Below are 14,374 nucleotides of genomic sequence, written 5' to 3'. Positions count from 1 at the left end.
TTCGATGTCTGATTTTTTTCATTCTGACGTGTTGTCCGTTTCCGAGTTGAACGCATTTGCCAAAAGTCTTTTGGAAAACCACCTTGCCGGTTTGTGGATTGTCGGCGAAGTGTCCAACCTGACCCGTGCCGCCAGCGGGCATTATTATTTCTCACTCAAAGACAGCCGCGCGCAGGTGCGTTGCGCGATGTTCAAGGGTGCGGCGGCGCGTTTGGCGAAACCTTTGAAAGAAGGCGACCATATCGAAGTGTCGGGCAAAATCAGTATTTACGAGGCGCGGGGCGAATTTCAGATTACCGTAAACGAAGTACGGCTCAAAGGTTTGGGGCAGCTTTACGAAGCCTACGAGCGGTTGAAGGCGCAGTTGCAGGCGGAAGGCGCGTTTGCGGCGGAACGCAAAAAACCTTTGCCCGTCCGTCCGCAATGTATCGGCATCGTAACCAGTTTGGCGGCGGCGGCTTTGCGTGATGTCGTTACTACCTTGAAACGCCGCGCGCCCGAAATCCCCGTTATCGTTTATCCGACCGTCGTTCAAGGCACAGGCAGCGAGTTTCAGATTGCCCAAGCGATTAAAACCGCATCGCAACGCGCCGAATGCGATGTGTTGATTGTCTGTCGCGGCGGCGGCAGCATCGAAGACTTGTGGGCGTTTAATGAAGAACCGGTCGTGCGCGCCATTGAAGCCTGCACGATTCCGGTCGTCAGCGGCGTAGGCCACGAAACCGATTTCACGCTCGCCGATTTCGTCGCCGACGTGCGCGCACCGACACCGACCGGAGCGGCGGAGCTGGTCAGCCCCAACCGCCAAGAATCGCTACATCGTCTAGCCCAGGCGCAAGGCCGTCTGAAAACCGTTTTGGAGCAACGCTATTTCGATGCCAGCCAAAAACTCGACTGGCTGGCGCGGCAAATCCGTCATCCGCGCCAAAAACTTGACGAGCAGCGCGCTTCAATCGGCAAGCTGGCGCAAACGCTGTCTTACTCTATGAAGCAAAACCTCCGCGCCCACACCGCCCGTTTTGAACGTCAAACCCAAGCCCTGCAACATTACCGTCCTGATGTTTCCATTTACAAACACAACATCGACCGCTTTCAGACGGCATTGCCTGCCGCCTTCAGCCAGCTGCTCGCCCGTCGCCGCCAAAGTCTGGCTGCCCAAGCCGCATTGCTCGAAGCCGTTTCGCCGCAGCACATTTTGGAACGCGGCTTCTCCGTCGTCAAAAATACACGCGGACAAGTCATCCGCAACGCCGATGTTTTGAAGCAGGGGCAGAAGCTGCACATTACTTTCGCCGACGGCGAGACCGACGTGCGCGTAAGCAAAGAACAAGGGCAGCAGGATTTGTTTGATTGTATTTAAACCCAATCGGAAAAACCGCTCCCCCTCTGCCGTCATTCCCGCGAAAGCGGGAATTCGGAAGCGGAAAGCCGCCGGGGTTTATCAGAAATGACCGAAACTCAAAAAACAGATTTCGCCTGCTCGGGAATGACGAGTCAGAAGTTACTCGAAACTTAAAAAAACGAAATCGAACGAACTGGATGGATTCCCGCCTGCGCGGGAATGACGATTGATACGTTTCGATATAGTGGATTAACAAAAATCAGGACAAGGCGACGAAGCCGCAGACAGTACAAATAGTACGGAACCGATTCACTTGGTGCTTCAGCACCTTAGAGAATCGTTCTCTTTGAGCTAAGGCGAGGCAACGCCGTACTGGTTTTTGTTAATCCACTATAATTTATTGAAGATGGCTGAAATTCAAAGTTACAGAAATTTATAAACAAAAAACAGCAACCCGCCGCCGTCATTCCCGCGAAAGCGGGAATCCAGTCCCTTGACCTTAAGATAATCTTTAATTCGTCATTCCCGCAAAAGCGGGAATCCGGAAGCGAAAAGCCGCAGGAATTTATCGGAAAAAACAGAAACCTCTCCGTACACCCGAAATGCTTCAGACGGCGCATCTTGGGGCGGATAAAAACCCGACCCGATATTTTTTTATAATTTTCAATAAGTTTCCATTGAGCAAATGAAATTTTATTTTTCAACTGACAGAAAGAGGATGTTATGAAGTTTTTAGACCGTGAGGCAAGCATTGCCAAGCCGGGTTTCAACCGTTGGCTCGTACCGCCCGCAGCATTGGCGGTGCACCTTGCCATCGGGCAGATTTACGCCTATTCCGTATTCAACGCGCCGCTGACCAAACTTATCGGCATAACCGAATCGGCGGCCGGAGATTGGAAGCTGACGACCGTAGGTTGGATTTTCAGTATCGCACTCGCGATGCTGGGCGCGTCGGCCGCCCTGTTCGGTACGTGGATGGAACGGGTAGGGCCGCGCAAAGCCATATTTGCCGCCGCCTGCTGCTTCAGCCTGGGCTTCTTCGTATCCGCATTAGGCGTGAGTACGCACAACCTCTTCCTGCTTTATTTGGGCAACGGCGTTATCGGCGGCGTAGGCTTGGGTTTGGGCTACATCGGGCCGGTTTCCACACTGATGAAATGGTTTCCCGACAAGCCGGGTATGGCGACCGGTTTGGCGATTATGGGTTTCGGCGGCGGCGCAATGCTGGCCTCTCCGCTTTCCGTATCACTGATGAACGCCTTTTCAAATGCCGCTTCGGTCGGGGTTGCCGAAACCTTTGCCGTATTGGGCCTGCTTTACCTCGCACTGATGATGTTCGGCGCGTTTACCATCCGCGTACCTGCCGACGGCTGGAAACCTGAAGGCTATACCGCGCCGAAAACGCAAAACAAGCTGGTCAGCAGTAATCATGTCAACGTGTCCCAAGCCATGAAAACGCCGCAGTTTTGGCTGTTGTTCTGGGTATTGTGCCTGAACGTAACTGCCGGCATCGGCGTATTGGGTCAGGCATCCGTGATGATTCAGGAACTCTTTTCCGAAACCTCCGTAGGCAGGCAGGCGGCAGTCGGCGCAGGTGCGGCGGCAGGCTTCGTCAGCCTCCTGAGCCTGTTTAATATGGGTGGGCGCTTTTTGTGGTCGAGCGTTTCCGACAAAATCGGACGCAAAAACACCTACACCATCTTCTTCGTACTCGGTTCGCTGCTGTATTTCTCCGTTCCCTCCATCGGCGAGGGCGGTAGCAAAGCCCTGTTCATCATCGGCTTTTGCGTGATTATTTCCATGTACGGCGGCGGATTTGCCGCCATTCCCGCCTACCTGAAAGACCTGTTCGGCACCTATCAGGTCGGCGCGATTCACGGGCGCATCCTGCTGGCCTGGTCAACCGCTGCCGTCATCGGCCCGGTATTGGTCAATTACATACGCCAAAGCCAAATCGACAGCGGCATACCGGCGGCACAGGCATACAGCGTAACCATGTACATCATGGCGGGCCTGCTGATTATCGGTTTGTTGTGCAACCTCGCCGTCAAATCCGTACACGAAAAACACCACGAAAAAGACATCAAAACCGCCGCACGCAGCGGCAACCCCGACGACGAAACCGCCATATCCGACGCTTACCTTGTGGGCGAAAAAGTTTCCGGCGGCGGCATATCGGTCTGGTGGCGTTGGGCATTGGCTGTCATACCACTCGCCTACGGCGTGGTGATGGTCTTTGTCAAAGCACTCGACCTTTTCTCCTGAAAACGCCCGAATAAAATGCCGTCTGAAACAGCAGATGTTTCAGACGGCATTTTTGTGTTTTGGCGGGTTTAGGCTTTTTTGCGGCGGTATTCGCCCGGCAGCAGCATTTCCGCCCATTTGAGGATGTTGGCGACTTCGGCGGGGTTGAGTTCGTAGAACTGTCCGCGTTTGAGGCGGTTGGGCAGTCCGATGGGGCCGAAGCCGACGCGCACGAGGCGGCTGACGGTGAGCCCTTGGCTTTCAAAAATGCGGCGCACTTCGCGGTTGCGGCCTTCTTTAATCACGACGTTGTACCATTTGTTCGCGCCTTCGCCGCCTTGTTCGTAGATGCGTTCGACTTTTGCCAAGCCGTCTTCGAGCATCACGCCTTCTTCGGTGAGGACGCGCATTTGTTCGCCGGTCAGCCCGCCCAAGACGCGGACGGCGTATTCGCGTTCGACTTCAAAGCTAGGGTGGGCGAAACGTTGGACGAGTTCGCCGGAGGTGGTGAGGATCAGAAGGCCGCTGGTGTTGATGTCCAAGCGTCCGATGGCGACCCAGCGGCTGCTGGCGGCCTGCGGCAGGCGGTCGAAGATGCTGACCCTGCCTTGCGGGTCGTCGCGGGAAACGATTTCGCCTTCTTGTTTGTAATACAGGATGATGCGCGGCAGGCGGTCCGCCCATTTGAGCTTGATGATGCTGCCTTTGACGGTAACGTGGTCGTCGGAGGTAACTTTGTCGCCCAGTTGCGCGGTTTTGCCGTTGACCGTTACCCAGCCGTTGTTGATCCATTCTTCCATTTCGCGGCGCGAGCCGACGCCGGACGCGGCAAGCACTTTTTGCAGGCGTTCGGGTTCCATGCGCGACAGGTCGCTGCGGCGTTCTTTCAAATCGCGCGCGTGTTCCATAATTTTTTGGTTGGGATTGCGGACGACGAGTTTTTTGGCTTTGGCGACGCGCTGTTTGGGGACGTTTTGAGGCTTGATGCCGTCTGAAGCTTTTTGTCCGTAAGGTTGGGATGCGGTTTTGCGCGTTTCGTCTTTGGGACGGGCTTTGCTTTTGAAAGGTTTGGTGGCTTTCTTGGCAGACGGGGCTGAGCCGTCGCGCCATTGGCGTTTGCTGGTGGGTTGTTTGGACATCATTTTTCCTAACTCGCCTGATAAGGCGGTTCTTCTGCGGCGTGTGCGGCAGGACGGGTTGATAAAATGCCGTCCTCAGTCGGACGGTTCGATATTGTACCTGATGCGGCTGTTTTGCGGATGAAATCGTCGCTGCGGCTTTTGGGACAAAGTTTGTGCAACGGTTGAAATCGGTTTGTGTGCGGGGGTAGAATCTTTCAAATGATATAGTGGATTAACAAAAATCAGGACAAGGCGACGAAGCCGCAGATAGTACGGAACCGATTCACTTGGTGCTTCAGCACCTTAGAGAATCGTTCTCTTTGAGCTAAGGCGAGGCAACGCCGTATTGGTTTTTGTTAATCCACTATTAAGAGGATCGGTAAATGGATTTGCATAATATTCGGGAAGATTACAGCAAACGGGAATTGTCGGAAGCCGATTGCGCCGACAATCCGATCGAGCAGTTCGAGCGGTGGTTGGACGAGGCGGTACGCGCACAGGTCAACGAGCCGACGGCGGTCAATGTGGCGGCGGTCGACGGACGCGGCAGACCCAACAGCCGTATGGTGCTGCTGAAGGAAGTTAATTCTGAAGGTTTTGTTTTCTTTACGAATTATCACAGTCGCAAGGGGCGTTCGCTGGATGCCCGTCCATTTGCGGCGATGACGTTTTTCTGGCCGGAGCTGGAGCGTCAGGTGCGCGTGGAAGGGCGTGTTGAAAGGCTGGCGGAGAAGTTGTCGGACGAATATTTTGAGAGCCGCCCGTATCAGAGCCGTTTGGGTGCGTGGGCAAGCGCGCAGAGCGAGGTAATTCCGAACAAGGCGGTATTGGTGGCAAAGGCGGCGGCGGTCGGACTCAAACATCCTCTGCACGTTCCCCGTCCGCCGCATTGGGGCGGCTATATTGTGATTCCCGATTTGCTTGAGTTTTGGCAGGGCAGGCCGAGCAGGCTGCACGACCGCATCCAATACCGTTTGCTGGACGGCGGCTGGATACGCGAGCGGCTGTCGCCTTGAACGGGAAAAACATATGCCGTCTGAAAGCCGGAATTGGGTTTCAGACGGCATTTTTTCACGGGAAAACACGGACAGGAAGTTTTTTGTGTTCCGAACGGAAAGCCCGAATCCTCTTTTTGAGGTTATCTAAAACAAGATTTAATTCAGTCATAAGCTTCTCATGATGAAAAATGTAAACATGGTTTTCTATAACTTATTCTATAACTTAGCCGGTATGGATGCCTGAGCTGATAGTAATGTCATTTTTAGCATACACGGCAAGCACGCGCAGGGTGGGCAACTTGTTACCCACGCAGTATTTTCAGACGGCCTGAAATAAAATTCCGTGAAGCCCAAACCGCGTATGCATGAATGCACACCCTACCATTTCACGATTAGTATGTTGCACAGGCTACGCAGACTAAATATTTATATTCTGCATACCAATTTTTTTTGCCAACCTAAAAAATAATTTGCAAGCTTCATTATTTAATGTTTCTATATACTCATCAATATCAATTACATTTGTAATATATGATGTATTTGCATGCTTGTTAAATTCTAAATTTACAATTTTAGTGCCATTGACTAATATTTTATATATATCTTCTTCTTCCGGAAGTAGAGATAAACAATAAGCACTTGTTGCTAAAAACTTCTTTTTTAAATCATCAATAAGAAATGTATTATTAAGCAAAATATCATTAAATTCATTTAATGACTGCTCAACTTCATTCTCTGTCCAAATTTTAGTTTTTTGATTACGTTGTTTCATTTTATTCTACTAATTATGTATTCAATAAACTCAAATCATCATTTGTTGGAATGGTAAGGTGATTTTCATTATTTCTAAATTCCCCATTAACATATTCTGAGAATGCACATGTTTTGCAGCAATAAACTAATCTATTAGTCTCGATTTCCTTCCATAAATCAAAACCATAAGTGCCATGGCAAATATTACATTCCATATCTGGTTCTTGAATAATAAATAAATTCTCTAAAAAATTTTGTAGCGATTGATAAATATATGAATTTTTTCTTTGCATGGAAATATCTATTTCCCGTTTAAGAGCTTTTAAATCGTAAAAACTAATTAGTGATTTTTTTATTGGATAATTAGGGATATCTGAAATTTCTATATTCATAAATTTAGAAATATTTGAATAGTGATCTAAAAATTCTTTCTCTAAACTAGGATAATCATGTAACCATTTAAGAATTAAAGTTGCGAGTAAGATATGATCTACATTATTACCTATACCCTCTATTTTTTCTTTTAAAGAAAGTATTATTTTTTTTGCATAATTACTGCCCTTTCACTATACCGGGGAATTATGATGCGGACGGCGTGAATGCGTCGGAGAAAAACAAGTTTTCCGGCAGCTTATGCTGTTGCACAAACAGATTCTTTGCCTGTTCGGTCATGGCAGGGGAGCCGCAGGCAAATACTTCGTATTCCGACAGGTCGGGATGGTCTTGTGCCGCGATGTCTTGTACGTGCCCTTTTCTTCCTTGCCAGTCCTCTCCGGGGCGGGACAATACGGGGGTGAAGCGGGCGTTTTTCAGACGGTCTGCCAACCCTTGTGCTTCTTCGAGGGCATACAAATCATCTTGATGACGCGCACCCCAGTAAAGATGGACGGCGCGGTTGCTGTCTTGGCGGATAAGGTCGAGCAGGATGCTGCGGATGGGGGCGTAGCCTGTGCCGGTTGCCAGCAGGATGACGGGTTTGCCGCTATCTTCCTGCAAGGTAAACGAACCGAGCGGGCCTTTAACGCGGACGATGCCTTTTTCTTTGACTTTGGGTTCGCTGCCGAAAATCATTTCCGAGCAGATACCGTTTTCGCGCCTGCGGATGTGCAGTTCCAAAATGCCTTCTTGGTCGGGCGAATTGGCGATGGAGTAGCTGCGGCTGACGTTGCCCGGCAGCAGTAAATCAATGTATTGCCCGGCATAGAAGGCAAACGGCGGGGCTTTGGGCAGGGCAAGTTTCAAGAGGGCGACATCGTGTTTGAAAACCATATTTTCGATGCGTGCTGGCAGGGTGCGGACGGGGAGGGCGTTGGGGTTGTAGCCGGGGATGTTGAGGCTGATGTCGCTTTGCGCGGTGGTGCGGCACATCAAAATCTTGCCTTGCGCTTTTTCTGCTTCGGATAAAGCCTGTTCCGAGTGTCCGCCCATTTGAATATCGCCGCTGACCAGTTCGGCTTTGCATTGTCCGCAGACACCGCTTTTGCAGGAATGGGGCAGATTGAGGTTTTGACGGGAGGCGGCGGCTAAAACGGTTTCGCCTTCGTTGACGGTAAAGGTGGTTTGGTCGGGCAGGGTAACGGTGTGGTTCATGGAATATTGTTTTTTATGCTGTTTTAATGTGGTCAGACTGTGAAAATGCCGTCTGAACGTCGGATTTGGGTTTCAGACGGCATCTTGCTTATCAGGCCAGTTTGGCTTTAATCAGTTCTTGAACTTGCGCGGGATTGGCTTTGCCTTTGCTGGCCTTCATCACTTGCCCCACAATCGCATTCAGGGCTTTTTCGTTGCCGGATTTGAATTGTTCCACGGCTTTGGCGTTGTTTGCCAGCACTTCGTCCACAATGGCTTCAACTGCGCCGGTATCGGTCATTTGCTGCAAGCCGTGTTTTTCAATGATTTCGGCAATGGTGGATTCGGGTTCTGCCCACATGGCCTCAAAGGCTTTTTTCGCCAGTTTGCCGCTTAATGTGCCATCGGCGATTTTGCCCACCAGCGCAGCGAGGCGCGGGGCGGTAATCGGGCTGTCGGCAAGTTCCAGGCCGGCTTTGTTCAGCGCGGCGGCGAGTTCGCCGTTCATCCAGTTGGCAGTCGGCTTGCCTTGTCCGCTCTCTTTGGCGGCTTCTTCAAAATAGGCGGCCTGTGCGCGGCTTGCGGTGAGCAGGCGCGCGTCGTATTCGGACACGCCGTAGTCCGCCACGAAACGCGCTGCCATTTCTTTCGGCAACTCGGGCATTTCTGCTTTGGCTTTTTGCATTTGGGCATCTGAAATGATGACGGGCAGCAAATCGGGGTCGGGGAAGTAGCGGTAGTCTTGCGCGTCTTCTTTCAGGCGCATTACGCGAGTTTCGCCTTTTTCGGGATCAAACAGCATGGTTGCCTGCTGTACTTTGCCGCCGTCTTCCAAAATCTCGATTTGCGCTTCTGCTTCGTAATTAATCGCCTGCTCCAAGAAACGGAAGGAATTGAGGTTTTTAATCTCGCGGCGCGTGCCGAACTCTTCTTGACCTTTCGGGCGAACGGATACGTTGGCATCGACGCGGAACGAACCTTCCGCCATATTGCCGTCGCAAATGTTCAGCCAGGTTACCAAGCTGTGCAAGGCTTTGGCGTAGGCAACGGCTTCGGCGGCGGAGCGCATTTCGGGTTCGGATACGACTTCCAATAAAGGCGTGCCGGCGCGGTTCAAATCGATACCGGTCGCGCCGTTCAAGCCTTCATGTACGGACTTGCCCGCGTCTTCTTCCATATGGGCGCGGGTTACGTTGATGGTTTTCACATCGTCGCCGACTACGATTTCCAATTTGCCGTGTTCGACAATCGGTAAGTCCAACTGGCTGATTTGATAGCCTTTTGGTAAGTCGGGATAGAAGTAGTTTTTACGGTCGAACACGTTTTTCTGATTGATTTTCGCATCTAAAGCCAAACCCAATTTGATGGCTTTTTCAACGACTTCCCGGTTCATTACCGGCAGTACGCCCGGCAGCGCGCACTCCACTACGCTGGCGTGCGCGTTGGGTTCTGCGCCGAATGCGGTCGATGCGCCGCTGAAGATTTTGGATTTGGTGTTCAATTGGACATGGATTTCCAAGCCGATTACGGTTTCCCAGGTCATGTTGAAGCTTTCTCAAACAAATTTCTGATTAATGGAATTCTCGATATCATCGAGCATTTGATGGCGTTTCCTATACATCGAACGTTTTTTGCTCTCTATTTCTGCTTCTGATTTCCTAGGGAAGCTTTGCGGAAGAGACCAATAACCGTTGCTTAGTTTTTGTCCTTGGACAGACTGCCAAAATTCATTGTAATTAATTAACACCCTTTTTTTTAATTTCCAGCGGATTTTAACATGATGTTCCTGTGAAATCCCAAGCAGGCTGTTAATCTCAAAACGCGCGGCCAGCAGTTGTAAAACAATGATCATGAATTGCTGCGGGCGCAGGCCGTGCATGGTTTTGGTTAAAGAGCGCACGATGTCTTTTGCGTCTTCACCGGCGGGGCCCTGTACTGAAGTAATGAGCAGCCCGTTGTCTTTTGTGAAAGCAAATGTCGACGTGTAAAGGCGTTTTCCTGACTCGTCCCTTAAGGAAACAGCCCAAAAACCTTCATTGCTGCAGAGGTCGTTGCGATTCAGCTGCAAGGTTAAATGATCGGTTATTTGGGCTAAAACATAAGGTTGTTCCTGGTTGAATTTCTCAATTACAGAAGAACCGAATAATTTCTCCGCCCTTGTCAAATCGGTAATTAATGCCTCCAAACGGTCTGATGCAAAGATAAACCTCTTGTCCAAGTAGGTATGTATCAATGGATAGCTTGCTGCTGCCGACTTTTGGAAGAAAGTACGCCAGCATGGGGAGGCATTGATGAAATTCTCAAATTGTTTAATTTGAGGAAGCGCGGCCAAGCAGCGTATTCTGAATTTTAAATGCTTAAATCCATAATACGAAGAGGTAGCAAATATTTCCTTAAAACGGGGAAAGGTATAGGGTGTCGTCATAAGTGTCCAACATAAGCATAACTGTTTATGGAGTATTACAGCGTGCAACCGATATGCACGGTGTAAGAATTATTCCATATAACCTTTTCAAATTGTTTTAAATTCCGGAGGATAGAATTTTTTAAGATGATTTTATTTACAGGTTTTTTGATGCCAATCGCTGTTGAGTTGGATTTGGTGTGCCGCACCGAGTATTCGTGCTTCGGAGAAATAGTTGCCGATAAGCTGAACGCCGATGGGCAGTCTGCCGATGCTGAAACCTGCAGGCAGGGTCAATGCTGGCAGTCCGGCGAGGTTGACGGCGATGGTGTAGATATCGCTCAAGTAGGTTTCAACCGGCGAAGAATCCGCTCCGATTTTTGGGGCGGCAGCGGGTGCGGTCGGCGCGAGGATGAGGTCGCACCGTTCAAATGCCGTCTGAAAATCATCGGCAACGAGGCGGCGCAGTTTTTGGGCTTTGAGATAGTAGGCATCGTAGTAGCCGTGCGACAGTACATAAGTGCCGATCATGATGCGGCGTTTGACTTCGCTGCCGAAACCTTCGGCGCGGGTTTTGCCGTACATTTCTTCCAAATCGCCGAATTGGGCGGCACGGTGTCCGTAACGAACGCCGTCGTAACGTGAAAGGTTGGTGCCGGCTTCTGCAGAGGCGAGGACGTAGTAGGCGGGAATGGACAGCTTGGTTTGCGGCAGGGAAACTTCGACCAATTCCGCGCCTTGGGTTTTGAGGAGGTTGATAGTATTTTGCAATGCCGTTTGAACATCGGCGCTATTGCCTTCGCCGAAGTATTCTTTGGGCAGGCCGATTGTCACGCCTTTGAGCGGTTTGTCCAAATCGCGGGTGTAGTCTTCTTTTTCGCGCTCGAGGCTGGTGGAGTCTTTGGGGTCGAAACCTGCCATCGCGTTTAACAGAATCGCGCAGTCTTCGGCAGTTTGCGCCATCGGGCCGGCCTGGTCGAAGCTGGAGGCGTAGGCGACCATACCGAAGCGGGAAACCGTGCCGTATGTGGGTTTGATGCCGGTAATGCCGCAGTGCGACGCGGGTTGGCGGATAGAGCCGCCCGTGTCCGAACCGAGTGCGGCAGGGGCGAGGCGCGCGGCAACGACGGCGGCGGAACCGCCGGAAGAACCGCCAGGTACGTGCTCAAGATTCCACGGGTTTTTGGCCGCGCCGTAGAACGAGGTTTCGTTGGTCGAACCCATAGCGAACTCGTCCATATTGGTGCGGCCGAGCGTTACCATGCCTTCGTCGAGCAGGTTTTGGACGACGGTGGCTGTGTAGGGGGAGATGAAGTTGTCGAGCATTTTGGAAGCGCACGCGCTGCGCCAGCCGGTTTGGCAGAAAATGTCTTTGTAGGCGACGGGAACGCCGGTAAGCGCGGAGGCGTTGCCCTGCGCGATGCGTTCGTCGGCGGCACGGGCTTCTGCGAGGGTTTTATCTTGGTCGATAGTGATATAGCCGTTAAGGGCGGGATTTTTTTCGGCAATGGCGGCGAGGTATTCGGTTGCCAGTTCGACGGCGGAAATCTGTTTGGACTGCAACAGGACGCTTGCCTGTTTCAATGTGTATTGTGTCATAAATCTTCCATCCTTAAAGGGCTTCGGGCGGTATTGCTGATGCCGTCTGAAGCGTATTCGGATTATTCTTCGATAACTTGCGGTACGATGTACAGACGGTTGCGTACTTCCGGAGCGACCGCCTGATATTCGGCGGCGCGGTCGGTTTCGGTTACTTCGTCTTCGCGCAGGCGCAGGGCGGCCTCGTGCGGGTGCGCCATCGGTTCGATGCCGTCTGTGTTGATGTTCTGCATCTGTTCGACCATAGTGAAAATGTCGTTTAATTCTTGAAGCGATTTTTCTTTTTCTGCCGCAGTCAGGTGCAGTCGGGAGAGTCGGGCGATTTTGTCTACGTCGGCAAGTGTCAGTGCCATGAAAAGCATCCTTGTCTGATGGTAAAGATACCGTCGTTCGGGTATGATGGGGCGTATTGCTTGAATTTTTAATTATAACGGAAAAATCCGTTGCGGCGGCAATTTGCAACATCGAATGCCTGCCGCACGGGTTTGAAGGAGGGGAAATAATGGGATTGGGTATGGAAATCGGCAAGCTGATTGTGGCTTTTTTGGTGCTGATTAATCCGTTTAGCGCGTTGTCGCTTTACCTTGACCTGACCAACGGGCACAGTACGAAGGAGCGCAGGAAGGTCGCGCGGACGGCCGCCGTCGCCGTGTTTGCCGTGATTGCGGTATTTGCGCTGATCGGCGGTGCGCTGTTGAAGGTTTTGGGTATCAGCGTCGGTTCGTTTCAGGTCGGCGGCGGGATTTTGGTGCTGTTGATTGCTATTTCGATGATGAACGGCAACGACAATCCCGCCAAGCAGAATCTCGGCGCGCAACCGGAAACGGGGCAGGCGCGCCCCGCCCGCAATGCCGGGGCGATTGCCGTCGTGCCCATCGCCATACCGATTACCATCGGCCCGGGCGGTATTTCAACCGTGATTATTTATGCATCGGCGGCTAAAACATACGGCGACATCGCGCTGATTATCGCGGCCGGTTTGGTGGTCAGTGCGATTTGTTATGCCATTTTAATCGTTGCCGGGAAGGTCAGCCGCCTGCTGGGCACGACGGGGCTGACGATTTTAAACCGCATTATGGGTATGATGCTGGCGGCGGTATCGGTGGAGATTATTGTGTCGGGACTGAAAACGATATTCCCGCAACTGGCAGGTTGATTCGATGTTTCACAGTGTCAATGTATTTACGGGCGAAACGCTTTACCGCCGCCCCGCCCAAGATTATGCGGAGTTTGAACGGCAACTGGCGGATTTGAAAATGCGCGGCGGGGCGTTCGCGCAACTGGGCGTAACCGAACGTGCTGCCCGTCTGCAAAAATTTGCCGGCCGTTTGGAGGCGGAGAAAGAGCGTTTTGCGGAAATGGTGTGTGAGGAAGTCGGACGCTGCCTGCACGAATGCCGTGCGGAAATCGGCAAGTCTATCGAACTGATACGCTATTACGCCCGCCTCGCTCCCGAACTGCTCGCCCACAAAACCATTGCGACGCAGGCGAGTTTGAGTCAGGTAAGGTTTGAGCCTTTGGGCGTGGTGTTTGCCGTTATGCCGTGGAATTACCCCGTCTGGCAGGTATTGCGCTTTGCCGTACCTGCCGTTTGCGCGGGCAATGCGTGCGCCGTCAAACCCGCGCCCAGTGTGGCGCGCGTCAGTCAGGCACTGTTCGATTTGGTTTCAGACGGCATTCCTTTGGCAGGCGCGTGGCTGGATGAGGCAGACACGTTCAAGGCGGTTGAAGATACCGATGCGATGGCGTTTACCGGTTCGACGCATACGGGGCGCATCCTTGCGGCACACGCGGGCGCAAACCTCAAGAAAACCGTGTTGGAGCTCGGCGGCAGCAACGCCTTTATCGTGATGCCCGATGCCGATTTGGAACGCGCCGCCGCAGAAGCCTGCTATTCCCGTTTCCGCGACGCAGGACAATCGTGCAACGCCGCCAAACGCATCATCGTAACCGAAGCAGTAGCCGACCGCTTTATTCCGCTGTTTCTCGCCGAATGCGCCAAATTGAAAATGGGCGACCCCAAACATCCCGATACCACGCTTGCACCGTTGCACCGTGAAGATTTGCGGGACTGGGTTCACGGGCAGGTCGAAGATGCCGTTTCAAACGGCGCGGTATGTCTGACCGGGGGTAAAGTCCCTCCGGGGACGGGGTGGTTTTACCCCGCGACGGTTTTAGACAGGATAAATCCTGCCTGCCGCGTCTGGAGAGAAGAAGTATTCGGGCCGGCCGCTCTGATTTTGCGCGCCGAAAACGAAGAACATGCCATCCGCCTTGCCAATGATTCCCCGTTCGGGCTCGGAGCCTGCATTTATACCGCCGATACTGAACGCGCCTGGCGGTT

At 52.1% G+C, this 14,374-nt stretch carries 14 protein-coding genes; 5 read left to right on the top strand and 9 right to left on the bottom strand.

The annotated features are described in order from the left end of the window. The first annotated feature begins 4 nt into the window (after nt 1–4). Both xseA and ACNAU7_RS08320 read left to right on the top strand, forming a co-directional pair. The gene (xseA, locus tag ACNAU7_RS08325; RefSeq protein ID WP_416301931.1) at nt 5–1,360 is read left to right on the top strand and encodes an exodeoxyribonuclease VII large subunit; all 1,356 of its coding nucleotides are present in this window, start codon (nt 5–7) and stop codon (nt 1,358–1,360) included. Between the two features lie 705 nt (nt 1,361–2,065). Beyond that, a complete protein-coding gene (locus ACNAU7_RS08320; RefSeq protein ID WP_416301930.1) occupies nt 2,066–3,607 on the top strand; it encodes an OFA family MFS transporter in 1,542 nt (513 codons plus the stop codon). A gap of 68 nt (nt 3,608–3,675) precedes the next feature. On the opposite strand, the gene ACNAU7_RS08315 is transcribed toward ACNAU7_RS08320, so the two are convergent. After that, nucleotides 3,676–4,725, bottom strand: a complete 1,050-nt coding sequence (locus ACNAU7_RS08315; protein WP_416301929.1) for a pseudouridine synthase — start codon at nt 4,723–4,725, stop codon at nt 3,676–3,678. An 8-nt stretch (nt 4,726–4,733) separates the two neighbouring features. Further along, nucleotides 4,734–4,886, bottom strand: a complete 153-nt coding sequence (locus tag ACNAU7_RS08310) for a hypothetical protein (RefSeq protein WP_003752481.1) — start codon at nt 4,884–4,886, stop codon at nt 4,734–4,736. Nucleotides 4,887–5,090: 204 nt separating this feature from the next. On the opposite strand from ACNAU7_RS08310, the gene pdxH reads away from it, so the two are divergent. Then, nucleotides 5,091–5,723 carry a pyridoxamine 5'-phosphate oxidase gene (pdxH, locus tag ACNAU7_RS08305; protein ID WP_003707815.1) on the top strand — a complete coding sequence of 211 codons (633 nt, stop codon included), beginning with the start codon at nt 5,091–5,093 and terminating at the stop codon, nt 5,721–5,723. A 400-nt stretch (nt 5,724–6,123) separates the two neighbouring features. Here pdxH and ACNAU7_RS08300 read toward each other — a convergent pair whose 3' ends face one another. From ACNAU7_RS08300 to gatC, 7 genes are all read right to left on the bottom strand, one after another. Continuing rightward, the gene (locus ACNAU7_RS08300; protein WP_118811633.1) at nt 6,124–6,477 is read right to left on the bottom strand and encodes a hypothetical protein; all 354 of its coding nucleotides are present in this window, start codon (nt 6,475–6,477) and stop codon (nt 6,124–6,126) included. Between the two features lie 13 nt (nt 6,478–6,490). Beyond that, nucleotides 6,491–6,850, bottom strand: a complete 360-nt coding sequence (locus ACNAU7_RS08295; protein WP_416301928.1) for a hypothetical protein — start codon at nt 6,848–6,850, stop codon at nt 6,491–6,493. 187 nt (nt 6,851–7,037) lie between these two features. Then, the gene (locus ACNAU7_RS08290) at nt 7,038–8,048 is read right to left on the bottom strand and encodes a 2Fe-2S iron-sulfur cluster-binding protein (RefSeq protein WP_211709513.1); all 1,011 of its coding nucleotides are present in this window, start codon (nt 8,046–8,048) and stop codon (nt 7,038–7,040) included. A 91-nt stretch (nt 8,049–8,139) separates the two neighbouring features. Then, nucleotides 8,140–9,570 (bottom strand): Asp-tRNA(Asn)/Glu-tRNA(Gln) amidotransferase subunit GatB, encoded by a 1,431-nt coding sequence (gene gatB, locus ACNAU7_RS08285; protein WP_416301927.1) that lies wholly within the window; start codon nt 9,568–9,570, stop codon nt 8,140–8,142. A 12-nt stretch (nt 9,571–9,582) separates the two neighbouring features. Next, the gene (locus ACNAU7_RS08280; RefSeq protein ID WP_416301926.1) at nt 9,583–10,452 is read right to left on the bottom strand and encodes a VirK/YbjX family protein; all 870 of its coding nucleotides are present in this window, start codon (nt 10,450–10,452) and stop codon (nt 9,583–9,585) included. 132 nt (nt 10,453–10,584) lie between these two features. Further along, nucleotides 10,585–12,030, bottom strand: a complete 1,446-nt coding sequence (gene gatA / locus ACNAU7_RS08275; protein WP_416301925.1) for an Asp-tRNA(Asn)/Glu-tRNA(Gln) amidotransferase subunit GatA — start codon at nt 12,028–12,030, stop codon at nt 10,585–10,587. Nucleotides 12,031–12,092: 62 nt separating this feature from the next. Next, nucleotides 12,093–12,383: an Asp-tRNA(Asn)/Glu-tRNA(Gln) amidotransferase subunit GatC gene (gene gatC, locus ACNAU7_RS08270; RefSeq protein ID WP_101123396.1), complete on the bottom strand. Its 291-nt coding sequence runs from the start codon at nt 12,381–12,383 to the stop codon at nt 12,093–12,095. Between the two features lie 149 nt (nt 12,384–12,532). Here gatC and ACNAU7_RS08265 point away from each other — a divergent pair, with 149 nt between their 5' ends. Next, on the top strand, nt 12,533–13,186 hold the full coding sequence (locus ACNAU7_RS08265; protein WP_107819002.1) for a MarC family protein: 654 nt from the start codon (nt 12,533–12,535) through the stop codon (nt 13,184–13,186). Between the two features lie 4 nt (nt 13,187–13,190). Next, a partial coding sequence (locus ACNAU7_RS08260; protein ID WP_416301924.1) for an aldehyde dehydrogenase family protein occupies nt 13,191–14,374 on the top strand: 1,184 nt, incomplete at its 3' end.

The organism is Neisseria sp. LACPHL-SPEC-2024-00856, assembly GCF_047915665.1.
GTDB classification, from domain to species: Bacteria; Pseudomonadota; Gammaproteobacteria; order Burkholderiales; family Neisseriaceae; genus Neisseria; species Neisseria polysaccharea.
Note: the sequence above shows the minus strand (reverse complement) of the source record. Positions and strands in the feature narration are given on the sequence as shown.